Genomic DNA, 23,115 nt, shown 5'->3' on the forward strand with positions numbered 1-23,115 from the left:
ATGACCTCATGCCAAGGCAAGAGGTCATTCAAAAAAACAATGAACTCTTATCTCTCAGCGTTAGCTGCAAGAATTAGCACCGTGCCATTTCTGGTCGGTTGCTGCGACATCATCGGGCTTGTCCCTCCGTCTGCTCTTGATAAGAATAGTTGTGAAGTTGTGAAATTTAATTGAATTTTTACATAGAATCGCTCACTCGTCAATTCCTTTTTTTGAGAAAAAAAGTTTAAAAATAATGTTTCTATATATGCGTGTCGAAAATAAGTGGGCGACTGAAAATAGAGGATTGACAACTAGCATGCCTAGTCCGTAATATTCGTCTCAACACGTCAAACACAATTACATCATTTACTCTTATCGCGAGTTGGCAGAGGGAATTGGCCCTAAGACGCCGCAGCAACCGACCATTTGGCACGGTGCTACATCCACCAGACACATGTCTGAAAGATGAGAGGAACAACCAATTTGGGTGTGCCTCTTTCTCGCGGAGAAAGGGGCTTTTTTCATGCATAGAGTTAAGAAAGGGGAAAACCATCATGGCTTATGAGGCGTTTACAGAACAGAGTGTCGTCGAACACGTTCGACAATTGGGGTTACTAGAAGAGGGGATTGCAGAATGTGAGGAAATTGGGGATGGCAATTTAAATCTCGTCTTTCGCATTCATCAAGGAGAAACGTCATTAATCGTGAAACAGGCGTTGCCGTACGCAAAAGTCGTGGGGGAGAGCTGGCCGCTCACGCTTGACCGGTCGTGGATTGAACAACTGGCACTCCGTGAATTTTCTAAGGTCGTTCCTCAGTTCGTACCGGATGTACTCGGTAGCGACCGTGAACTCGCCTATACGATTTTAGAAGATTTATCATCGTTCGAAATCGTTCGGACGGGCTTCCTAAAAGGAGAGAGCTATCCGAATTTGGCGCGTCACGTCGGTACATTCCTCGGGGAAACGTTGTTTGCGACGTCTGACTACGCGAACGGACCGCTCGTGAAGAAACAAATCGAAAAAGAGTATTACAATCCAGAGCTATGCGATATCACGGAGAAACTGATCTTCACCGACCCGTATCGCGACGCAGAATCGAATCAAATCGAGCCAGTCCTTCGTCCGGATGTGGAGCAACTCTGGTCAGACCTCGCTTTGAAAATTGAAGTGACCAAATTGAAGGTTGGGTTCGTGACGAAGCACGAAGCGCTACTGCACGGGGATTTACATACAGGAAGCATTTTTGCGACCCGTCAAGAAACAAAAATCATCGATCCCGAATTTGCGTTTTACGGTCCGTTCGGCTTTGACATTGGTCAAATCATTGCTCATCTGGTGTTCTCAACGTATGCGCATCCGTTGAAACGATTCGAACGCTTCACAGAAGTACTCACCGTCTGGGAGACGTTCGAAAAAACGTTCCGTACCCGCTTTACACAGGCCGCAGAGCCGTTCAACACAGTAGGATTCGTGGACGAACTGTTGCCATCCATTTTGAGTGACGCCATCGGCTACGCAGGCTGCGAATTGATTCGGCGGACTGTCGGTCTGGCTGGAGTCGCCGACTTAGAGACATTACCAGACGACCTTCGCATCGAACGGAAACGCCACGCCTTAGAGCTCGGTACGCGTCTCATCAAACAGCGCCATCAAATTCAATCCATCGATCAATTGATTCCAGTCTTGTCGGAGGTGCGCGTATGAGTGTGCAAAGTATTCATTTCGATGCCGACACGGAAGTGTTGACGATTTTAGATCAGACGCTGTTGCCGCAAGAAGAGCGCTATGTCGAAGTGTTGACGCTTGAACAGGCCGAGCAGGTAATCAAGTCGCTTCAAGTTCGCGGTGCACCGGCCATCGCTTATTTCGGAGCGTTTGTCCTTGCGAAAGAAGCGTCACGTCTGCAAGATAATCCATATTTTCATCTCCAATTGAATCAAGTCGGTCAACGGTTGATTGCGACAAGACCGACCGCGGTCAACCTACAGCATGTCATCGAATCACTCCTTCGATTGAATGTGGGGGAGGACTTTGAGCAGATTGCAAAAGCAATCAAGCAGCGTGCGATTGAAATCTTTGAACAAGACGTGGCTACGTATCGCACGATTGGGGAACATGCGCTCACCGTGTTACCCGCTGGTGGCAACGTATTGACGATTTGTAACGCCGGTGCCATCGCGACGTCACGATACGGTACCGCGCTCGCGCCGTTCTATGTCGGGAAAGAGCGTGGCATCCCGTTTCGGGTGTTCGCGTCCGAAACGCGACCGCTGCTTCAAGGAGCACGACTGACCGTATGGGAGCTCGACCGGGCAGATATCGATGTCACACTGATTACAGATAACATGGCGGCCTGGACCATCCAGACGAAACAAATCGATGCTATCATCGTCGGGGCGGACCGCATCACCCGTACCGGTCATACGGCCAACAAGATCGGAACACTCCAGCTTGCGATTTTGGCGAAGCATTACGGCATCCCATTCTATGTGGCTGCTCCGCATTCGACATTCGATTTAGAGGTAGATGACACGATTCAAATCGAAGAACGGGACGCGCATGAAGTGACCCATATCGGGGGACATCCGACGGCACTCGTCGGCATCACCGTCTTCAATCCGGCGTTTGATGTGACACCACCCGAACTGATTACCGGTCTAATTACAGAGACAGGTGTGCTCGAACCGACTGAGTCGGTCATTGTAGAACATGTAGGAGGAAACACATATGTCTAAAAAAATCATCTTCTTCCTGTTGACCGTCATCCTGGCACTTGCCGGATGCACGAACGAACAGGCTCAACCGAAAACGACTACGACAACAAGTAAAACGGAAGCGAAAACCGTCAACGTCTCAAATGAGACGCTTCCGAAAAATCTAGAAGTCGCCCTCGTCATGCAGATGTCGATCGGGACGTTCTCTTCGCAGTATATCGAAGGGGTGACCGAGCAAGTCGAAGCGTTCGGTGGCAACGTGAAAGTGTATAACGCCGAAAATGATTTGTCGAAAATGGCGAGTTATGTCGATACGGCGACGACGCAAGGAGTCGATGTGATCTTGATTGACCACGGACGTGCCGATGCCTTGAAAGAGCCTGTTCAACGGGCGCTCGACAAAGGCATCAAAGTTGTCGCATTCGATAACGATTTGACGAATGAAGGCGTGACGGTCATCGACCAAGACGATTATTCACTCGCATGGCGCTCGCTAAAAGCACTCGCGGAAGATTTGGACGGGGAAGGGAACATCGTCACGATTTGGGTCGGTGGATTCACCCCGATGGAACGTCGACATACGATTTATGATGCATTCTTGAAACGCTATCCCGGCATCCAGGAAGTCGCAAAGTTCGGTTCGGCGACGAACAACACGGCGCTCGATACGCAAAGCCAGATGGAGGCGATTTTGAAGAAGTACCCGGAAGGCGAAATTGATGCGGTGTTTGCGATGTGGGATGAGTTCGCCAAAGGGGCGAGCCGTGCCATCAAGCAAGCAGGCCGTGACGAGATTGCCGTTTACGGGATTGACTTGAGTGACGAAGACTTGCAACTCATGCAAGAAGAGGGGAGTCCGTGGAAAGTGACAGCTGCCACAGATCCAGCCGAAATTGGCCGCATTCAAGTCCGATACGCTTATCAAAAAGTGGTCGGGGAAGAGACGCCTTCCATTCATTCGGTCGACCCATATCTAGTGGACCGTGACGTCTTACCGGATGAGCCTGTCACGATGGATGACCTTGGACAGTACGTGCCAGGTTGGGGCGAATCGAATGCGGCATGGTCGGATTGGATGAAGGAGACCGACTGATGATTCGCTTGGAACGAATCACGAAACAGTATGGTGACGTCACGGTGCTCGATCAACTATCCTTCAGTTTAAAGCCGGGAGACATTCATGGGCTTCTCGGTCTGAACGGGGCCGGTAAAAGTACGCTCATCAAACTGCTAAACGGAACGGCTGAACCGACGTCCGGCGAGTTGTCCATTGATGGAAAATCAATCCGCCTCACACCAGCGGAAGCGATTCGTCATGGCATCATCACGGTGTCGCAAGAAGTGGATGATGCGCTCTATTTGGACTTGCCTGTGTATGAGAATGTCCTTCCATGGCAGAAAGTGAAGCGGATTCGTCCGCAACGTTTGAAACAGCGAGCGAAACGTGTGTTGTCCCGAGTCGGTTTAGAGGTCGATCCAACGCGTCCAGCCGGTCACTTCCCGCTCAGCGTGAAACAGCGCCTTCTCATCGCTCGGGCACTCGAGAGCGATGCCAAGTATTTGCTCCTCGACGAACCGACCGCTGCCTTATCGGAAAAGGATGCCGACGCCTTACTGGAATTGTTACAGAAGCTTGCGGCAGAAGGAGTCGGGATTGTATTGGTCACGCATCGTTCAAACGAGCTCACCCGGGTCACGTCGACCTCTACGTTTCTTCGGGACGGACGTGTCGTGTACGATGGACCGTACCAATCGCTCTCTTCAGAAGCGGTGCAGACATTTTTGAGTGGGACAACATTTGATGCGGCGTTAGAAAAGGCGGTGCCGGAAGACACGATTTGTTTGTCCGCGCAGTTGACCCTTCCGGCGTTTCAATCGGAGATTTCGATTGAAGCGTATCGCGGAGAAGTGCTCGGGATTGGAGGATTGACGGGGAGTGGGAAGACGGAACTGATGGAAGCGTTGTTCGGTCTTTCTGGGATTCGTCAATCCATCACAATCGATGGAAAAGAACATGTGATCAAAGAACCGGAAAACGCCGTACGTTTAGGATTTGCACTCGTTCCAGAGGAGAGACGTCGTCATGGATTATTTTTAGACGAGACGATTGAACGGAACGTGATTGCTGTCGCAGGAAAGGCAACTCGCGTTTCGGACGTATTGGCATCGCTTTGCGTCCGTTATGCGAACGTGAAACAACCGGTTCGTGAGCTGAGTGGTGGAAATCAACAGAAGGTCGTCTTTAGCAAATGGTTACTCGAAGACCGAGACATTTATCTGCTCGACGAACCGACAAAAGGAATTGATATCGCAGCGAAACAAGACGTATATGAACGCGTCATTGCACTCGCGAAACAAGGGAAGACCGTATTGTTCACCTCGAGTGAGCGACACGAGCTCGAACGGGTCGCCAATCGAATTCTTTGGCTCGACCGTGGACAACTTGCAGAGAAAGGAGGCGCATGACATGGCACAGTTAGTAGTCAAAGAACGAAAACGAATCAGCGGTCATATCGGTCAGTATGGAACGTTACTCGCAATCCTTAGTTTGATTGCGGTCTTTACCGTGACGAACGATCAATTTCTGACCTACGCAAACTTTAGTGACATCATCAAATCGGTTTCAATCGTTTCGCTACTTGCCCTCGGCGTCACGTTTTCGCTCATCGTCGGAGGATTCGACTTGTCGGTCGGCTCGACGGCGAGTCTTGCGACAATCGGGGCAGCGGCAAGTCTCGTCCTTCATCGACAAGAGCTTCTCGTCGCTCTGCTGATCCCACTTGCACTCGGGATTCTCGTCGGGCTGTTGAACGCGCTCGTCACAATCAAATTCCGATTACCGGATTTACTAGCGACACTCGCCATCATGTACGTCATTAACGGGATTCAGTTGACGTATACGAAAGGATTCTCGATTTATGACAACATGCCGATTGAAGGGGGGACGGCGCCAGGGCGTTTCATCCCGTCATTTCTATTCATCGGTCAAGGGACGATCGGTCCGATTCCGTTCGTCGCCCTGCTCATGCTGGTGTTCTTTATCGGAGCGCATCTATTCTTGACTTATACGCGGACCGGGCGTGAATTTTATTACGTCGGGTCGAACGCCGAAGCGGCCCGTCGTTCCGGGATCGCCGTGAATCGAATCAAGTTGTACGCCTACGTACTCAGCGGATTGTTTGCAGCCATCGGCGGAATCATTCTTGCATCTCGGATTGGTACGGGACAAGTCTCGGCTGGAGCACCCCTTTTGATGGACGCTGTCGCGGCTGCCTACATCGGCTACGCCGTCTTTGGGACAGGGCGCCCGAACGTGATCGGGACATTGATTGGAGCTATTTTGATTGGAATTCTCTTGAACGGACTGACGATGTGGGACGTGCCGTATTATGCGCAAGACATCGTCAAAGGGACGATTTTAATTGGAGCGCTCGGTCTTTCTTATATTCAGAAGAAACAGCGGACATGACAAAACCCCCGGACATCAGTTGTTCGGGGGTTCGCTTTGTTCACGTGTCATTGAAAGAAACGGATACACACCACCATTCGTCTCCTGCATGAACGTGTCTTGTGGGATGAAGCCTAGAGACTCGTATAATCGGATGGCCCGTTTATTAAACGTGGCGACGGCAAGACGCACTGTGCGAGTCCCATATGTCGCCTCAATCCAATTTATGATTGACGTGAGGAATCGATGTCCGTTGCCGCTCCCCGTCAAATCAGGGTGCATGCCGAGACCGATAGAAACAGCGTCTACTGATTCGAATTGCAACGTGACGAAACCGATGAGTTCGTCGTCAAGAATGGCGAACGTTGTATCACCTCGCTCATCTGCATCTAAAAATAAGGCGAGATCTTCTTCGTCAGCATCCATATTGTAAAACGCGTATTCGCCTTCATAGCGCCACTCGAAGGCGATACGTTCGGCTTGCTCTTGGGTGAGTGGTTGAAACGTATGGCTCATAAAAATTCCTCGTCTCTGATCGAATTGGTCATGCTACACTCAAATCGTATCATGAAAATAAGGGGAGGGAACATGATGGCAGTCAAATTGGACATGGTCGGGATCGTCGTGACGGATATGAAGCGGTCGCTCGATTTCTATCGGGCGCTCGGGTTTGAGATTCCAGAAGCGATGAACGGGGAAGCACATGTAGAGATTGATGAAGGAGGCGTGCGTCTCGCGTTCGATACGGTAGAAGTGGCCGAATCGGTATACGGGGAATGGAAACAGGCAGACGGGCATCGAATCGAGCTTGCCTTTTTATGTGACAGTCGTGAGTCATTGAATGCTTTGTATGACTCAATCCTTGAACAAGGTTATGCGTCACACAAAGCACCGTGGGATGCGTTCTGGGGTCAACGTTACGCCATCCTGTACGATGCGGATGGGAATTTGATTAGTCTGTTCGCCTCATAAAAATAATCCCGGGCCATGTGGCTCGGGATTATTTTTTGTCGTGGCACTCTCCCCATGAACAAAGGGCATTCATGGCGGGTTGCAGTCCGAGGGCGTCTTCGGTCAATGAATATTCGACGTGCAGGTGCTTCTCGGTCGAGTAGTCGACACGGCGAACCATGCCGAGCTGCTCGAGCTCGCGCAATTGGTCGGTCAACACTTTTCGGCTGACGTCCGGAATCGCTCGTTGAATATCAGAAAAACGAAGCGGTCCATCTTGAAGCGTGCAGTACACTTGGGGGCGCCATTTGCCGCCGATAATCTCAAGTGCGCGGTTGACGGGGAACGATGTGGTCATGTTCAAGGAACCTCACTTTCGGGTAGTTACTTCAATGTGCGTACTTTTTTTCTTGCTTCAATGACAGTATCTTATCGTTACCCGCTAAATTGAGCAAACAAAAAGGAGTAAATGAAACATGACATATCCAAGAACGTTTTCACACATCGGTCTTTCTGTACCGAGCGTCGCTGAGGCCGTAAAATTTTATGAGGACGTGATGGGGTGGTATACGATTATGACACCATCAGACGTCGTTGAGGATGATTCGCCAATCGGTGTGATGTGTACCGACGTCTTTGGACCGGGCTGGGGCAAATTCCGAATCGCTCATATGTCAACGGGAGACGGAATCGGGATTGAGTTGTTCGAATTCCCGAACAACGAAACACCAGAAGACAACTTCGAGTTTTGGAAGACAGGGATCTTCCACTACTGTGTACAAGACCCTGACATCGAAGGGCTCGTCGAGAAAATTGTCGCTCACGGCGGGAGACAACGGATGCCGATTCGTGAATACTACCCAGGTGAAAAACCGTACCGCATGGTGTACTGCGAAGATCCATTCGGCAACCTCGTTGAAATTTATTCACACTCATACGAACTCACGTATTCGGAAGGAGCTTACTAAACATGAAAGCATGGCTACTCGATCAACCTGGTCTTGATCATCTGCATATTGGAGAAATCGACCGACCGACGCCAGGAGCGGGAGAACTGTTGATTCGTGTCGAAGCGGTCGCCTTGAATCCGGTCGATTATAAAGTCGGATCAAACGGAAACCCGAATTGGTCATATCCACACATTCTCGGTGTCGACCTCGTCGGAGAAGTCGTTGAGGTCGGTTCGAGTATCGCCAACATCATTACGGGTTCGCGTGTGGCTGTTCATACGGATCTATCGAAATATGGGGGATTCGCCGAGTATACGGTCGTCGATGCCCGGGCGTGTGCGGTCGTTCCGCAAGGTGTAAGCGATGAGGCGGCGGCTTCTATCCTGTGTGCGGGGATGACAGCATATGAAGCGGTCATGCAGAAGCTGAACACGCGAGATAAGGAGACGATTCTCATACACGCAGGAGCGGGCGGTGTCGGTGGATTTGCGATTCAGCTCGCAAAACGGCTCGGTCTGAAGGTATTCACGACGGCATCTCCTGAGAACGTTGAGTGGGTAGAATCACTCGGGGCGGACGTGGTGATTGATTATAACGTTGAGGACGTGACGGCACGGATCATGGAAGAAACAGATGGACGTGGTGTCGACCTGATTTTGAATACAGTCGGACGAGACGTTGCGACAGCAGACCTAGATCGTCTCGCATTCAGCGGACACCTCGCCTACATCGCCGGGCCACCAGACATGACGAACATGAAAGGCTTCACGTTATCTCCTTCGATTCACGAAGTGGCACTCGGGGCGGCGCATGCGAGCGAGGACGAACATGCGATTCGCAACTTGGCGTATATGGCCGAAGAGATGATGAACTTGCTCGATGCAGGTGAACTGAACGATCTCGTCACAGAAGTGTTGTCGTTCGACCAATTGAAAGAAGGTCTCGAAAAACTACAAACGCGAAAAGTGCGCGGTAAACTCATCGTCCGCATTCGCGACTGAAGAGAGGACTCCCTGTTATACTGACAGGGAGCTTATTTGTCGAGGAGGGGAAAGAATGGAGCGATTGGCAGACACGTATCGTCAGACGAACGTTCAATTGAGCGGTCACGGCAAACGGGAAGCCGGGGTATTGAAACGCGCATTTGAGCATGTGCGTGAAGATGAGCCGAGTGATCAGTATGGACAGGGGAAAACGATTCGACAGTTCGAAGAGAAGATGGCACAGGTTCTTGGGAAAGAGTCGGCAGTATTCTTTCCAAGCGGTACGATGGCACAGCAGATTGCGCTACGCATTTGGTGTGATGAGACAGGGAAGAAAAAGGTCGCATATCACCCGCTGTGCCACCTTGAAATTCATGAGCAGGATGGTTTAAAAGAGTTGCATCACATCGAACCGATTTTAGTGGGGGACGAAAACCGATTGATGACGCTCGAAGAGATTCAAGCGTTATCGGACATCGCGTGTCTGTTGCTCGAACTGCCACAACGAGAAATCGGTGGGGAATTGCCGACGTTCGAGGAACTTGTGGCAATTCATGAACACTGTCGTGAGAAAGGGATTCATCTACATCTGGATGGTGCACGACTGTTCGAATCGCTTCCGTATTATGAAAAAGAGGCTTCTGAGATTTGTGCGCTCTTTGATAGCGTATACGTCTCGTTTTATAAAGGAATCGGTGGCATTGCCGGCGCCATCCTTGCTGGACCGAAGGCATTTTGTGACATGTCGAAAGTATGGAAGCGACGCTACGGTGGTGACTTGATCAGCTTATATCCATACATCCTGTCCGCGGATTATTATTATGAGCTACGAAAAGACAAGATGGCCGAGTATCGAAACGAGGCCGTCCGCTTAGCAGCACGCTTCAATGAACTCGATGGCGTGTGGACGACTCCACGCATCCCGGTCACGAATATGTTCCATCTTCATTTTCAAGGGGAGAAGGAAGAGCTTGGTGAGAAGATTGCGCGCATCCAAGAAGAAACAGGAGTAGGCATTACGGGGTATCTTGTTGAAAAAGACGGACACTGTTCAACCGAAGTAAGCATCGGAGATACGTTTGAACGGATTACGCGAGAACAGCTTGATGGATTGTTTCGGCAGTTCAGATGAATCAAAACATGCACCATTCCTTTTCGGGAACGGTGCATGTTTTTTACTGGCTTACAATCGCTTCGAGACGATCGAGTTGGGAAGTGAACCCTTCGACAGCGCCCATTTCGACGACTTGTTGGAGAGCCTCTTCATTCGTGAATTCGGAGCGACTAATGAATAACGTGCCTTCCGATGTATCGAGAAATTCATTTGTGATCGTCATGACAGGCAAGTCCGGATTGACGTGTCCGTCCGCATCCGAGAATGCATCCGTATAGACGATTTGGGAGTATGGATCGATGTCGATAAAGGTTGATTTGCCCCATGATTCCATACCATAAAAGTCACCTTGTTCTTTGTCGACACAAGTCATGCAATAATGCCAAATCCCCCCCGGTTTGAAGTCGAAGCTGTATACTTTCGTCTCCCATCCGGACGGTCCCCACCATTTCTCTAAATGTGCAGGTGTCGAGAATGCTTCAAATACAAGTTGGCGTGGTGCCTTGAACAGACGTTCCATAATCAATGTCGTGCCCTCTATATGTGATTTGACCGTACTCATGATCCATTCTCCTCTCGCTGTGACTCCGCTAAAAACGTCTCCAATCGATCGAGTCGCTCTGTTTCCCGAGCCATATAGGTCCGCCAAGCATCTAATGGTTCGAGTGCTTGAGACTTGAGTGCATAACGTCTTCGATTGGCATCAATGGTTACTGTGACGAGACCTGCATCATACAGAATTCGCAAGTGCTTCGATGTCTGCGGTTGACTGATCCCAAGCTGATTTGCCATCATTCCGACCGTCCACTCTTGTTTCCGTAACAATTCGATCATCCGCAACCGGTTCGGGTCGGCTAACGCATGAAACAAAGAAGCCAATCTCTCTTCCATTTTTCGTCACCGTCCTCTTGCTTTTAATATTCCTAATTAGGAATATTCCGTAACAGGAATACTCAATATTTAAACAATAAATCAAGTAGCATCTCACCAATCGGTCGTTCTTTTCCTTCATAAGGAAAAGCGTGGATATGGATGGCGGGATTAAAATTCAATTCGATGATACCGTATTCGATTTGCGCATCATCGAGAGAGGGAATCATCATATCGACACCACAGATGGTTGCCCCGACTGACTTAGCGGCATCGACAGCAATACGCTTATAGATGTCAGAAATTTGATCCGTATAGTCGATACTATCTCCGCCGGTACTGATATTAGAGTTTTCGCGTAAGAAGACACGCTCATCGAGAGCGGGAATACTATCGGGTGTCTTGCCTTGAGCACGTAAAAATGAGATGACGACCTCGTCGATTTCGATTTTCTCGAGCGGTGTCTTGTATCCTTTTCCGCGTAACGGGTCTTCATTTTTTGTCGCAACGAGTTGACGGATCGAAGAGGTGCCATCTCCAGTGACGTTCGCCGGGACACGATGGAGGATGCCCGCGACGTCATCTCCGATGACGAGGAAGCGATATTCTTTTCCGGGTAAGAATGTCTCAAGTAAAACGACATCATCAAACGTTTTCGCATACTGAAATGCAGACCGTGCTTCCTCATACGTCGCTCCGTCTTTAAAAATGTGAATACCGACTCCGAAGTTTGTGGACTTTGGTTTTAAGACGATGGGTTGTTTTGAAAATGAATGCCATGCCTGACGTAAATCTGATTCATCTTGAAGTTCTACCCCTTCAGGGACACGAATGCCATGCTCTGCGAGTACAAACTTTGTCACCGTTTTATTCTCCATCATTAAGACGGAAACATAATTGTCTTTTGATGTTTTCGTTGCCTGTTTGACGTATTCTTCGTGTTTGCCGTTTCGAATCCGAATGAACTGGTCGGAACGATCGATGACATCGACACGATAACCACGTTTAATTGCGGATTTCATTAAGATTTGAGTAGACAGTTCCAGGTCGGCATAACCGTGGATGCGAAAACGATTTGCATAGGCGTCCTCATAAAAGTGTTCTGCTTGGGCGAGGGACCATGCGTGATAACCCGTCTCGGTCATAATCGTCTTTAATCGGGAAGCGTACGTCCGGTCCACGTGATCAATTTTTTCGCGTATAGCTGGAAAGACATCTTCGAAGCCGAGGTCATACTGTGTGTTGAACGAATCGATGGCGTCGAGAAGTTCTGTCGCGTACGTGTGTAAAGGTATGGCGTAACCATCTCGAGTCAATATGCTTGCGGGAGACATGCCTTCTTTGGCGACACGTTGTTGATTATTGTACGCTTCAGCTTGCCAATCGACATGAGATGTCTCCTTAGTAAAGGTCAAGTACAACAAAAACAGATGAAGGAACCGTAAATCTGAACGAGCAATTCCGGTCTTTTCAAACGGATTCAAATCGATATTGCGAATTTCAATGTAATCGATACCGTGTGCCTCGAGTTGATTTAAGTCGTTACCACCTTTCGATGTTTTCAATCGGATGGGGGAGTAGAGTTCGTTCGGATTGGCAATCTCGCCTTTGGCAATGAACCGTTTTACATCGTCTATATAACTTGAGAGTGTCGCATAATTTGGATAAAGCGGTTCAACATTCGTGTACCCACAGTCGCTATTCCGATAGGACAATGCTTGTTTATTTGAAAAAGTGTCTACATGGAGCGCTTGCATCTGGCTGACACATCGTTCTTCATAACTCGCATGTACGGCTGGGGTAGCACCGAGCAAATAGACGATGAGCCAACGCATTCGTAAATATTGACGAACTAACTTCAAATATAGGTGATCTTTGAAGTGTCGATTTTGTTCAGGGGATCCTTCGTATAATGCGGATAACATCTCATCGGAAAATGAAAAGTTGAAATGGATTCCAGAAATGAGTTGTTTTTTCGCACCATATTTTTGGAGCAGATGCTCACGATAACGGCTAGCCTCTATTCCGGACACACCAAAATCAGCGAGTGGAATCGTACCACCTTCCGGCAAGGCACATGGCATCGATTGTGGCCAAAGGCGTTCATCGCCTATGTTGAGCGCCGTAATATCGTAAAGCGTTTCTAAGAAATGATGTGCCGCCTCAATCGTTGGAAACGTCGGGGTGACAAGCTCAATTTGACTTTCAGAAAAGTCGGTCGTGATATATGGATGTGTCGCTTTATGACCGAGTGCTTTTGGATGCTTCGTAACAGCTAGTGTGCCTTCTGACGTGACTCGTAACATTTCTCGCTCGATGGCAAATTTTCCACTTGTGATGAGATGGTGGGGTAGTTGATTAAACTGCTTTTGCAAGGGAAATCACTTCCTTTTTCGTTAGTCGGACAAAGAGGGCGGAGACAAGCCCTTTTGTGATACTTGAGATGGCGATACTCCACCAGATGGCATCGATTCCGAGATAAGGCTCAAGAACAAATGCGAGCGGGATACGGGCCACTGTGAAAATAATCGAGATGGTCGCGGGGATTTTCGGTAATCCGAGTCCTGAGAAGTATCCGTTTCCGATCATTTCAATCGATGAGAAGACGAGCGAAATGCCAATAATTCGCAAGTAGCTCGCCCCAATTTCGATGGTTCGAACGTCATCGACGAATAGACCAATGAGTAAATCTGGGACGATTAAAAATAACAACATGATGAATCCTGTGTAAACCATCCCGAGTCGGGTCGTTACCCGGTAACCTTCATGAACACGATCTACTTTTCGTGCCCCGAGGTTTTGACCGGTATAGCTAGCCATTGCTCCGTTCAAGCCACCAATCATCATGTAGGCAATCGATTCGATTTGAAGTCCGATGCGCTGTGCCGCAATCGCTTCCGTCCCGTATGAGCCAATCATGCGGGCAAGAAAAATACTGATTACCGTGAACAAAATCCGTTGGGTTGCCATCGGAAAACCAAGACGGATGATTTCTTTATAGTCAGCTCGAGTCGGCTGAACGACTTCATCCCAATTGAATAATGTACGAGCGCGGTGCCAAAACAATCCGAACATCATGACGTTGGCGACAAGTGTTGCAAGGGCAGCCCCGATCACACCGAGTTGGAATGGATAAATGAAAATCGGGGAGAGAATCATATTGAGGATGACACCTGTCGCATTGATTCGCATCGCTGTTGTCGTATTGCCATATGCACTGAATAGACGAGCAAACAGCAAATTAAAGAAAGAAAAGATGAGCATCGGCGCGCTGACGAACAAATATTCATACGCAAGCTGCTCCACAGCGGGGGCACCCATATTCAAAAAGCCGATGAATGTATGACCGAACATAATTAGTAGAGAGGCGTACGAAAGACCGAGTGTTAGATTCAGACGCCTGCTGGCCCAGACATGACGCTGAACCGAATTGAGGTCACGTCTCCCGACAGCTTGTGATACTTTGATGCCGGCGCCAACGACAATCAACGATTGAATCGCCTGTCCGAGCATGATATAAAAACTAGCTGCACCGATACTTGCCACAGCATCGCTCCCGAGCGCACCGACCCAAAACATGTCGACGAGACTATACGTAAATTGTAATAACGAGCTACCGACGAGCGGAAGGGCAAGAGCCAGAATGACGCGTTGCACGTTTCCAATCGTCAAATCGACAGTTTTCACAAAGCAAGACTCCTTACATTCTTTATATAACCATTTAGTTATATATAAGCACGGTATAATAGAATTGGCAATCATGATAGCCGAATCGATGAAAAATGGACACAAAAAAAGGAATTCGTGATGAATTCCTTAATGTCGATAACCGCGAATCCAAGTCGTCATGTAGACGAGTGTCGCGATGATGAGCGTTGAAGCGAGTGCATAGATCGGATAGGCGGGAAGTGTATCTTCAAACAACGGATAGAACATAAACGACCCCATAAAAATAGGAACGGAGATGCCGAACGAGATGTATGCCGCTTTTGTCGATTTCACTGTGATGATTTGTTCACGCTCATCGACTTCACTAAATTCAGTCATGCGGACAGACCATTGAGTGAAGCTCAACTGCTTGTTCGGCCGGGAGTTAAACGAATAGACTGTCCAAACAATGCCAAAAACAACAAGTAAAAGTAGGGGAAGCAGATTGAATTCAACTAAGAATCGGTCAGACTCGCTGACGGTCTTCGACACATCGGATAAAAATGAGCTGAATAGAAATGCCATCAGGACATACAGGATGATGCTGGAAATAGACTGAACGACAACGTGTTTCATTTTCTTTCCTCCTCGATTGTGAATATAGATTCGACCGGTTCCTCGAACACCCGTGCGATGTGCATCGCCAGCATGAGTGACGGTGTGTAGCTGCCTTTCTCGAGCGAGATGATCGTCTGTCTCGTCACACCGACCTTTTCGGCCAGGTCGCCTTGGGTTAACTGGTGCCGGGCACGCAGTTCTTTCACGCGGTTGACTAATGGCATCGTGCCACCTCATTTCTAGTTTCTACCACTAGTGTAAAACAAACTTTACATAATGTAAAGAGGACTTTACTCATTTGGGGATGATACAATAACGATATAGTCGAAAGGGGAGATGAGGGATGAAGGTGATTAGTGGACAACATCACGTGTCAGCGATGACCGGGGATGCTAAGAAGAACTTGCGATTCTACACGGAAATACTAGGGATGCGGCTCGTCAAAAAGACGGTTAACCAGGATGACCCATCGATGTATCACTTGTTTTATGCAGACGAGACGGGTACACCTGGAACCGATTTGACGTTCTTTGAGTTACCGTTTCTCGGACAGACGTATCGAGGGTCAAGCAGTATTTCCCGGACAGCACTCAGGGTGCCGGATGGAGCGCTCGCGTACTGGCAGGAGCGTTTTGACGCGTTCGATGTATCTTACGGAGAAATCGAGTCGGTTTTAGGAAGGGCAACCCTTTCGTTCGAAGATCATGAGGGTCAACGTCTCTGTCTTGTAGAAGGAGGGAGCGGGACACCTTGGAGCAAAGGTCCAGTGCCAACGGACCTCGGCATCTTCGGTCTCGGGTTTAGTGAGTGGACGGTACGGCGGATTGACAAGACGGCACGGGTGCTGACAGAAGTGCTTGGCTATCGATATGTAACGACATTTGAACGGGATGGTCATGACGTGCGTGTCTTTGAGACGGGTGAGGGTGGTGTGGCGACAGAGATCCATCTCATCGATCGGCCGGATTTGCCATCGGAACGACCAGGGCGAGGAAGTGTGCATCATGTGGCGATTCGAGTGGAACAATCAGACGATATGACGAAATGGATTGAGAAGCTTGACGCACATGGGATCAGCCACTCTGGTCTCATTGACCGCTATTATTTCCAGTCGATTTACTTCCGCGAACCGAGCGGAATCTTAGTGGAACTGGCAACAGATGAACCGGGATTTGCGACGGATGAATCGCTTGAGACACTCGGAGAGCGATTGGCCTTGCCGCCATTTCTTGAGTCGAGACGAGTGGAAATCGAATCGAGACTAAAGAAGCTATAGTCGAGTGAACATTCATAACTGTCATGAGGTGAATGAATTGGAGACGCAGGCAGTCAATCTTGTAATTGCCAGATTACTAGGTAAAATTATCGAGCAATATCCCCCTCATCAATGGATAAAAACAGAAGAGGCATTTCCGCATCCTTATCAGTTCAATAAAGTGAGTTATGACTATTCTGGTGAGGTTGAACCGATGACGCTGGAAACATTTCAAGACTTGGTTAACAAGCTCGGAAATAACCATGGGTACTCATCCAAATTCGAAGAGTTGCTACACAATATTTATATCAATCAATGGGTGCCAACATTCACATCAAATTTCGGTAAGCATTGGCAATGCTACCATGACTTATTGTTTGATGCGTATAACGATTGGAAATATACACATTTTGAATTGTATGATGAAGATGGAAATGAACTCGATGAAGAGTTAGAAAATAACCTGAATGAATGTTTTGAAGATTTCATTCATCAGACGTCCCCAGAACTATATGTGAAGAAAATGATAAAACTTTGGTGGCGATGATTCCTAAAAGCAGAGACATACAAAAACCCGACGATTTTTTCAGTCCGTCGGGTTTTGTGCGCCTAGGAGTAGGGCAAGTTCGTTCGTTCGGTTGACGACGAGATCCGCAATCGTGTAACGATCGAGTACATGAAGAAACGCCAACATGGCTTCATTCAAAACTCCTCGTAAATCACAGGCAGGTGCGATGACGCATCGGCCTTCCCCGAAGCATTCCACGAGTTCGAAGGGTTCCATCGTCCGAACGACTTCCCCTACATTGATGTCATCCATCGGTCGTGCGAGTCGAAAGCCGCCGCCTCGACCACGCACCGATTCCAAATAACCATATTTCCCAAGCTCATATACGACCTTCATGACATGGTTTTTGGAGATGTTATATTGGTCTGCCACTTCTTGAATCGTGACGAGCCGATGTGAAAACGTAGCGCTATACATCAATGTTCGCAGTGCGTAGTCACATGTTTGCGTGAGTCTCATCCATCATCACCTCTCGTTTCATTGTACAAGACAATCCCAAAAAGTGCGATTCGAACAAATGTGAAAGGGTAATGGCGAAAATAAGTCAGAAACGTGAAATCTACTTTAAACAAGTATTTAATATATTGCTTTAAAGTGACTTGTCTCACATAATGAACGTGTACAAAACAAAAGGGGGAAATTCACATGTTAGATCAACAAACGATTGAGATTATAAAGGCGACGGCACCAGTTTTGAAAGAACATGGTGTGACGATCACGAAGCATTTTTATCAACGAATGTTTGAACAAAATCCAGAAGTTCGTCACTTCTTCAACCATACGAATCAAAAGCGAGGACGTCAGCCAGAAGCACTCGCGAACGCGGTTTATGCGGCTGCCCTTCATATCGACCGACTCGAAGCGATTCTTCCTGCCATCCAACCAGCACTTCATAAACATAAAAGTTTGAACATCCGACCGGAGCATTATCCGATTGTCGGTGAGAACTTGCTTGCGGCGATTCAAGACGTACTCGGTGAAGCTGCAACACCTGACATCATCGATGCATGGGCAAAAGCTTACGGTGTGATTGCCGATGTCTTCATCTCACTCGAGAAAAAAATGTATGATGACGCGCCATGGGTCGGATTCAAACCGTTCGTCATCGAAGAAATCATAGTAGATACACCTGAAGTGAAACGATTCCGTCTCGTCGCGAAAGATGGAGTTATTGGCACAGCCATCCCAGGACAATACGTCTCGGTTCAAGCGCGCATTGCGGGAGAGGACATCCTACATCACCGTCAATATAGTGTCATCGAGACGACAGAAGACGGCTACTGGATTGCGCCGAAAGCGGAGGGACTCGTCTCAAACTGGCTCCATGAACAGACGGTCGGAACAGAAGTCCCGATGAGCGCACCAGCAGGAGAATTTATCCTTGAAACGTCTGATCGTCCGCTCACACTCATCGCGGGAGGAATCGGGATCACGCCCCTCTTCAACATGGCGAAGACGGCACTCGAACAAGGACGTCCTGTCACGTTATTGCACGCAGTTCGGAGTATGGACCTTCGTCCGCTCGGAGACGAACTCGATGAACTCGTGAATCAAGGGCTTAAACTCATCACACACGTGGATGACGTATCGGGTTGCATGAATAAGTCACACCTTGAAGCACTTGATGTGGAAGGGCATGATGTTTATACGTGCGGACCGAGTGCGATGATGGAGACGGTTGTACGTGTGATTCCACAGGCACGATATGAATTTTTCGGACCGTCTGGAGTTCTTGCGACCAACTAAAAAAGACGACTGGAAAAAGTCGTCCTGATGCACAATATAGGTTATTCCGTGAGTTCACTTGAATGTATGACTTGTTTGTTGGCATCCAATGTTTCAAGTGACCACGAACCATCTGACGGTCGTGATGTTTCAATGACATATGTCATGGTGTAGCTTTCAATTTCGGGATCGTTGACAAGAAAATCTTTTGAGACATCGTCACCGTTTAACCGTAAATAGACGACATCTTCCGGTCGCTCTTTAAGGTGAACACCGATGTACTCCATGTCTTCAACTCGAAGGATGACGAAATCAAAAGGCTGATTCGGCTCTGTTTGTTTCGTGACAGACCCTAAGTTCCCTGTTTCGACATCAATCTCAGCTAGACCGATGACGGAGCGGTCTTCATTTGTGTAAAAAGAGAGAACGGACTGTTCCATATTATGAATTTCAAACGTATACCAATTGTTCGTCGTCATATAACGATTCATTTCTTTTTCGGCATTTTCGTATGACTTGTCAGTCTGAATGTTAGTGTAGGTGTAAAGTCCGACACCGACTGCGATGGCTACGATGATGAGACCGGAAACGATTGTGAGTAAGATGATTCGCTTCGACATGATTGTTCCTCCTGACTTTTATAAATACGAACACCCCATGCTTCGCCAATGCGTACATGGGGTGTTTGAATTAGTACGTCAAGCTCGCGGCGACGATGATGCCGACGACGAGTGATGCGGCGAACAAGCTGAAACCGATAGCCATGTTGCCGTTCTCGACTTCTTTTTCTAAGTTCACGCCTGGTGTAAGGACGTATTCGAACGTCCAGAACGCCAATACTTGGGCGGCGATCCCGACGAGTCCCCAGATGAATGCATCGAGCAAGTTGACGCTGTTCGCCCAGACTGTATAAATGACGATGGCAAGTCCGAGCGCTTTCCCCCAGAGTTTCAAGGCGACGGCCATGTTGCCTTCTTTGATTAACTTACGTTCTGAATATTTGGTCGTCAGGGCGAAGATGATGAGTCCCGCGAGAATGAGACCGAATCCTGTCCCGAGGTGGGCGAGGAAGCTTAAGATTGAATCGAGTGTGATGAATGTCATGAGTTCGTCTCCTTTTGTGTAGGTGTGCCAACGGCTAAGTAGTAAGATTGGTTGTTTGTGATCATGCTGCCGGCGCGAACGCCGAGTGCGGACGGGTGTCCATTCAAACAGAAACATCCGATCATGTAATGTGTCTCGACGCGACCCTTGACGGTCGTCGTCATCCGTTTCGGAAGTTCGATGAACTGTTGGTACACAGCCGTCTCTTCCGCATACGTTTGTAATGTTTCCCGGTGAAACGGTTGGCCATCTTTCGTATACAAGATGACGGAGTCTCCTTCACGTCCGAACGCCGGTTTTTTGACATAGTCCGATTCGCCGAGAAACGGTGTCTCATCTAAGTAAGTCGGTAAAAAATAGGTGTCGATGATGTCGCGCTCGGTTTCATCGAACAATGTCTCGGTCTCATACAATTCCCAAATGAGGGCTTGTACGCCTTTTGATTGCATGAGGAATGCCGAGAGCGGGTTGAGCAATGACACATGCTTGTGCAGGTTCAGTTCAAGTAACCGAATGCCGATCAAGTCTCCGTCTGGAGCCCGGTCGTCCACAAGATGCTCGATCGGATATGTTTGACGATACAAGATGTCGATTCGTTCGCCCGATGGTGTGTAGACACCGTCTTCGTCGACGAGTAAAGTGTGCAAGGGTACGAATTCAGACGGTAAATCGAGCGTCTCTTGCAGAAAGCGCGCCGTCCACTTGTCTTCGATGTTGTCGCCATGTGCCGTAAAGACGATTTTCGGTGTGCCTTCTCGTTTGAGTCGATTCCACGCGGCGACGATGGCCTTGCGCAGTTCGGTTTTTAGTTGAGCGGTGGCTTCTCTGTTCGGGTCAAGGAGACCAAACTCGGAAGCGACCACGCCGTTCACGTCAAAGAGCTCCTTAATAAAGGTCGGCGTATCTGCATTGAACTCCATCAATTTGAGTTGACCGTCTTTCATGATCCAATCGTAACGACCGATGATCGTCTCCTGCGGCATCGTCTTCTCCCGTAAGAACGGCAGACTCGCCTCAGGGTAACCAAGCAGTAAGAGCGTCTCGTCAGGCAGGGTGCGTAACAATTGATTCGTCTTCCGAAAAATCGAGTCAACCGCCTCGGTTGCCTCTCGGACAGAGGCAACCTGCGAGGCGGTCATCTCAAAACAATCATATAAGGCATATTCTTCATCGTTTAAATCGGGCCAAAAATAAGGGATTTGACTGTAAAGTTCGTCACGTGTCATCCGCCGAATCCACCTTTAGAGCCACTGCCGAGTCCAGATTTTGACGATCCTGATTTTGAGCCGTTCGATACGGAACCGGTCGCGCCACCGTTCGACTTGTAGGATTTGTAGGTAGAAGAATTTTTTAGTGCACTTTTCGAGCGGAACAGGTTCCCGAGTAAGAAATAACTACCATAATGAGGGGAACGATCGTCGTCACAATAATACGACTCGGTCACGTCATCCCAGTCCCAGTCATCACATTCGTAGCCTGTCGGTTCTTCCGGGAGTGCCGCCTCTTCATATTCATCCCCACCGCACGCGGCAAGGGAAGTGGTCAATACCGCAACGGATAGTCCGCTTAAAATTTTCTTGCTTGTCTTCATGTTGATTCCTCCAATTCATAACCAGTCGGTGTGACGTAGATAACATACACACCACGATCTTCATCTGTTTCTGCTGAATCGCGTTCATATTCTTTGCCGGCGACATATAAATACTGGCTCCCGAGCATAGCGAGCGCATCGAGGTGACGGTCGACGTAATAGGCCTCGAGTAACGGGTTGTCAAAACGGTCGTCAAGTGTACGAATCTCGACCTTGATCTCACTCGTTTCGTGTTTGTCGATCAGTCCTTCTGTGTAACGGTCGACATAAATCAAGAAGTATTGATCACCTTCTAAGGCGGATGAGCGTTGTTTATAGGTCATGCCGTCTTTGACGAAAAACTCACATTCACGACGAGCTAGCACTTCGTCTAAGCCGAGAGACGTGTAATGGTATAGTGGTTCGAACGATAATTCATTTTTATAGAGACGATACTCTAAGACGATGGAGTTCATAAGTCAGTCCTTCCTTTTTTCTTCTTATACGGAATCACCATCAAAATGGTTTCGTGAATCTTTTTGTGGTTACGTTTAGTATATAAGAGAGAAGGAGGGGGAAACAGTGCATATCTTATTTCGTGTGTGGAAAGGGTTAGCGAAATTATCATTTTTGAATGTCGTCTTAGCTTCGATTGGCATCATTATCTTAGGAACCGTGCTCGGTTATGTTTTAGAACCAGAGACATTCAGATCATTGTTTGATTCGTTCTGGTGGACGATGACGACATTGACGACCGTCGGATACGGGGACTTTTATCCATCCTCCGTGGCAGGGCGATGGCTCGGGATATTCTTATTCCTATTCGGGATTGGGATTATCGGGGCGTTGATTGGAAAATTGGTTGAAATCGGTGCGACGTTTCAACGGCTAAAACGGGAGGGAAGACTAGTGTATCGTGGAGAAGGACATTATGTGTATATCGGGTGGTCCCCGAAGACGAAGAAAGCAATCGATGAAGTGCTTAACTACGAACCGAAAGCAGAGATCGTATTGATTGATCAGTTAGTTGAGGAACCGTACGTGCACGATCAAGTTCACTTCGTATCAGGCGATGCTTCGGATGAAGCGGTATTGCTGCAAGCAAACGTCTTGAAGGCGCGACGCGTCGCGATTTTTGCGGATGCCCGTATCACGGAGACGTTACTCGCCGATGGGAAGTCGTTATTGATCGCGTCAGCGGTCGAGGCACTCTCTTCTGAGTATCAGGTGGACTTGCACACGGTCGTCGAAGTGTGTGAAGAAAGAAATATCTCGAAATTCAAACACGTCCGCGTCGACGATTTTATTTTAGCGAACGACTCGGTCTCCCTCTTGATGGCAAAAGCGACGTTACAACCTGGAACGACAGCAATTTTCCGTCAGTTGCTGAGCAAACAGTCAGGTGGGAACATTCAAGCGTTGAAACCAAAAGTCGAGTGGCAGAATGTTCGACAAGCAAATACAGCGTTACTTGAATCAGGGGTGACACTCATCGCGGTCAATGACCGCTTGGATGTGGCGACGATGCTCGATTTGCCGCTTCAGGAAACAGACATGTTATATGTCGTCTGTCATGACGATGTATTTGAACGATTATCGTAAGGAGTGAAACC

Annotated in this window: 27 protein-coding genes and 2 riboswitches; of the genes, 13 read left to right on the top strand and 14 right to left on the bottom strand. The window is 48.4% G+C overall.

Features of this window, described 5'->3' with window-relative positions:
* Positions 1-44: 44 nt before the first annotated feature.
* Positions 45-146: riboswitch (SAM riboswitch) on the bottom strand.
* A 205-nt stretch (positions 147-351) separates the two neighbouring features.
* Positions 352-454, top strand: a riboswitch (SAM riboswitch).
* An 82-nt stretch (positions 455-536) separates the two neighbouring features.
* Genes mtnK through KNO73_RS11875 form a run of 5 tightly spaced genes read left to right on the top strand, consistent with a single transcriptional unit; the run spans position 537 to position 6,167 of the window.
* Entirely contained in the window at positions 537-1,688 is a 1,152-nt protein-coding gene (gene mtnK, locus KNO73_RS11855; RefSeq protein ID WP_215112540.1) for an S-methyl-5-thioribose kinase, read from the top strand.
* Positions 1,685-2,719 (top strand): S-methyl-5-thioribose-1-phosphate isomerase, encoded by a 1,035-nt coding sequence (mtnA, locus tag KNO73_RS11860; RefSeq protein WP_215112541.1) that lies wholly within the window; start codon positions 1,685-1,687, stop codon positions 2,717-2,719. Before mtnK ends, mtnA begins: the two co-directional genes overlap by 4 nt.
* Entirely contained in the window at positions 2,712-3,791 is a 1,080-nt protein-coding gene (locus KNO73_RS11865; RefSeq protein WP_214730203.1) for a sugar ABC transporter substrate-binding protein, read from the top strand. The genes mtnA and KNO73_RS11865 overlap by 8 nt, the downstream gene beginning before the upstream one ends.
* Positions 3,761-5,164, top strand: a complete 1,404-nt coding sequence (locus KNO73_RS11870; protein WP_215112542.1) for a sugar ABC transporter ATP-binding protein — start codon at positions 3,761-3,763, stop codon at positions 5,162-5,164. The genes KNO73_RS11865 and KNO73_RS11870 overlap by 31 nt, the downstream gene beginning before the upstream one ends.
* Before the next feature lies 1 nt (position 5,165).
* Complete coding sequence (locus KNO73_RS11875; protein WP_078147741.1) at positions 5,166-6,167, top strand: ABC transporter permease; 1,002 nt, start codon at positions 5,166-5,168, stop codon at positions 6,165-6,167.
* A gap of 15 nt (positions 6,168-6,182) precedes the next feature.
* Here the strand turns inward: KNO73_RS11875 and KNO73_RS11880 are convergent, their stop codons facing one another.
* Entirely contained in the window at positions 6,183-6,662 is a 480-nt protein-coding gene (locus tag KNO73_RS11880; RefSeq protein WP_215112543.1) for a GNAT family N-acetyltransferase, read from the bottom strand.
* 75 nt (positions 6,663-6,737) lie between these two features.
* Here KNO73_RS11880 and KNO73_RS11885 point away from each other — a divergent pair, with 75 nt between their 5' ends.
* Positions 6,738-7,118: a VOC family protein gene (locus KNO73_RS11885; protein WP_012727475.1), complete on the top strand. Its 381-nt coding sequence runs from the start codon at positions 6,738-6,740 to the stop codon at positions 7,116-7,118.
* 28 nt (positions 7,119-7,146) lie between these two features.
* Here KNO73_RS11885 and KNO73_RS11890 read toward each other — a convergent pair whose 3' ends face one another.
* On the bottom strand, positions 7,147-7,455 hold the full coding sequence (locus tag KNO73_RS11890) for a winged helix-turn-helix transcriptional regulator (protein WP_078147739.1): 309 nt from the start codon (positions 7,453-7,455) through the stop codon (positions 7,147-7,149).
* Positions 7,456-7,573: 118 nt separating this feature from the next.
* On the opposite strand from KNO73_RS11890, the gene KNO73_RS11895 reads away from it, so the two are divergent.
* From KNO73_RS11895 to KNO73_RS11905, 3 genes are read left to right on the top strand one after another with little or no spacing between them, the layout of a single operon-like run.
* Positions 7,574-8,065, top strand: a complete 492-nt coding sequence (locus tag KNO73_RS11895) for a lactoylglutathione lyase family protein (RefSeq protein WP_074035577.1) — start codon at positions 7,574-7,576, stop codon at positions 8,063-8,065.
* 2 nt (positions 8,066-8,067) lie between these two features.
* A complete protein-coding gene (locus KNO73_RS11900) occupies positions 8,068-9,048 on the top strand; it encodes a zinc-binding dehydrogenase (RefSeq protein WP_214810779.1) in 981 nt (326 codons plus the stop codon).
* 55 nt (positions 9,049-9,103) lie between these two features.
* Complete coding sequence (locus KNO73_RS11905; RefSeq protein WP_215112544.1) at positions 9,104-10,162, top strand: threonine aldolase family protein; 1,059 nt, start codon at positions 9,104-9,106, stop codon at positions 10,160-10,162.
* A 43-nt stretch (positions 10,163-10,205) separates the two neighbouring features.
* Here the strand turns inward: KNO73_RS11905 and KNO73_RS11910 are convergent, their stop codons facing one another.
* The 6 genes from KNO73_RS11910 to KNO73_RS11935 all read right to left on the bottom strand — a co-directional run bounded on the left by KNO73_RS11910 (position 10,206) and on the right by KNO73_RS11935 (position 15,504).
* Entirely contained in the window at positions 10,206-10,706 is a 501-nt protein-coding gene (locus KNO73_RS11910) for an SRPBCC family protein (protein ID WP_214758102.1), read from the bottom strand.
* Complete coding sequence (locus KNO73_RS11915) at positions 10,703-11,035, bottom strand: ArsR/SmtB family transcription factor (protein ID WP_214685342.1); 333 nt, start codon at positions 11,033-11,035, stop codon at positions 10,703-10,705. Before KNO73_RS11915 ends, KNO73_RS11910 begins: the two co-directional genes overlap by 4 nt.
* Before the next feature lie 62 nt (positions 11,036-11,097).
* Positions 11,098-13,389: a bifunctional glutamate--cysteine ligase GshA/glutathione synthetase GshB gene (gshAB, locus tag KNO73_RS11920; protein ID WP_214685344.1), complete on the bottom strand. Its 2,292-nt coding sequence runs from the start codon at positions 13,387-13,389 to the stop codon at positions 11,098-11,100.
* The gene (locus tag KNO73_RS11925) at positions 13,373-14,701 is read right to left on the bottom strand and encodes an MATE family efflux transporter (RefSeq protein ID WP_215112545.1); all 1,329 of its coding nucleotides are present in this window, start codon (positions 14,699-14,701) and stop codon (positions 13,373-13,375) included. The genes gshAB and KNO73_RS11925 overlap by 17 nt, the downstream gene beginning before the upstream one ends.
* A 129-nt stretch (positions 14,702-14,830) precedes the next feature.
* Complete coding sequence (locus tag KNO73_RS11930) at positions 14,831-15,298, bottom strand: hypothetical protein (protein WP_214685348.1); 468 nt, start codon at positions 15,296-15,298, stop codon at positions 14,831-14,833.
* Positions 15,295-15,504 (bottom strand): helix-turn-helix transcriptional regulator, encoded by a 210-nt coding sequence (locus tag KNO73_RS11935; RefSeq protein WP_074035697.1) that lies wholly within the window; start codon positions 15,502-15,504, stop codon positions 15,295-15,297. Before KNO73_RS11935 ends, KNO73_RS11930 begins: the two co-directional genes overlap by 4 nt.
* Positions 15,505-15,623: 119 nt before the next feature.
* Here KNO73_RS11935 and KNO73_RS11940 point away from each other — a divergent pair, with 119 nt between their 5' ends.
* Both KNO73_RS11940 and KNO73_RS11945 read left to right on the top strand, forming a co-directional pair.
* Positions 15,624-16,556, top strand: a complete 933-nt coding sequence (locus KNO73_RS11940; RefSeq protein WP_214685350.1) for a ring-cleaving dioxygenase — start codon at positions 15,624-15,626, stop codon at positions 16,554-16,556.
* A gap of 37 nt (positions 16,557-16,593) precedes the next feature.
* On the top strand, positions 16,594-17,082 hold the full coding sequence (locus KNO73_RS11945; protein WP_214687605.1) for a hypothetical protein: 489 nt from the start codon (positions 16,594-16,596) through the stop codon (positions 17,080-17,082).
* Between the two features lie 39 nt (positions 17,083-17,121).
* On the opposite strand, the gene KNO73_RS11950 is transcribed toward KNO73_RS11945, so the two are convergent.
* Positions 17,122-17,562 (bottom strand): RrF2 family transcriptional regulator, encoded by a 441-nt coding sequence (locus KNO73_RS11950; protein ID WP_214685354.1) that lies wholly within the window; start codon positions 17,560-17,562, stop codon positions 17,122-17,124.
* Between the two features lie 186 nt (positions 17,563-17,748).
* On the opposite strand from KNO73_RS11950, the gene KNO73_RS11955 reads away from it, so the two are divergent.
* The gene (locus KNO73_RS11955; protein ID WP_214685356.1) at positions 17,749-18,849 is read left to right on the top strand and encodes a globin domain-containing protein; all 1,101 of its coding nucleotides are present in this window, start codon (positions 17,749-17,751) and stop codon (positions 18,847-18,849) included.
* A 41-nt stretch (positions 18,850-18,890) separates the two neighbouring features.
* On the opposite strand, the gene KNO73_RS11960 is transcribed toward KNO73_RS11955, so the two are convergent.
* The 5 genes from KNO73_RS11960 to KNO73_RS11980 all read right to left on the bottom strand — a co-directional run bounded on the left by KNO73_RS11960 (position 18,891) and on the right by KNO73_RS11980 (position 21,978).
* Entirely contained in the window at positions 18,891-19,448 is a 558-nt protein-coding gene (locus tag KNO73_RS11960) for a hypothetical protein (RefSeq protein WP_214685358.1), read from the bottom strand.
* Positions 19,449-19,518: 70 nt separating this feature from the next.
* Complete coding sequence (locus KNO73_RS11965) at positions 19,519-19,932, bottom strand: DUF350 domain-containing protein (RefSeq protein WP_034770831.1); 414 nt, start codon at positions 19,930-19,932, stop codon at positions 19,519-19,521.
* Positions 19,929-21,158, bottom strand: a complete 1,230-nt coding sequence (locus KNO73_RS11970; RefSeq protein WP_214685360.1) for a glutathionylspermidine synthase family protein — start codon at positions 21,156-21,158, stop codon at positions 19,929-19,931. The genes KNO73_RS11965 and KNO73_RS11970 overlap by 4 nt, the downstream gene beginning before the upstream one ends.
* The gene (locus tag KNO73_RS11975) at positions 21,155-21,523 is read right to left on the bottom strand and encodes a lipoprotein (RefSeq protein ID WP_214685362.1); all 369 of its coding nucleotides are present in this window, start codon (positions 21,521-21,523) and stop codon (positions 21,155-21,157) included. The genes KNO73_RS11970 and KNO73_RS11975 overlap by 4 nt, the downstream gene beginning before the upstream one ends.
* Complete coding sequence (locus KNO73_RS11980; RefSeq protein ID WP_078147726.1) at positions 21,520-21,978, bottom strand: hypothetical protein; 459 nt, start codon at positions 21,976-21,978, stop codon at positions 21,520-21,522. Before KNO73_RS11980 ends, KNO73_RS11975 begins: the two co-directional genes overlap by 4 nt.
* A gap of 106 nt (positions 21,979-22,084) precedes the next feature.
* Between KNO73_RS11980 and KNO73_RS11985 the strand changes: the two genes are divergently transcribed.
* Positions 22,085-23,104 (top strand): ion channel, encoded by a 1,020-nt coding sequence (locus KNO73_RS11985; RefSeq protein WP_078147725.1) that lies wholly within the window; start codon positions 22,085-22,087, stop codon positions 23,102-23,104.
* The last annotated feature ends 11 nt before the right edge of the window (positions 23,105-23,115 follow it).

The organism is Exiguobacterium sp. s83 (assembly GCF_018617095.1).
In the GTDB taxonomy this organism is placed as follows: domain Bacteria; phylum Bacillota; class Bacilli; order Exiguobacteriales; family Exiguobacteriaceae; genus Exiguobacterium; species Exiguobacterium profundum.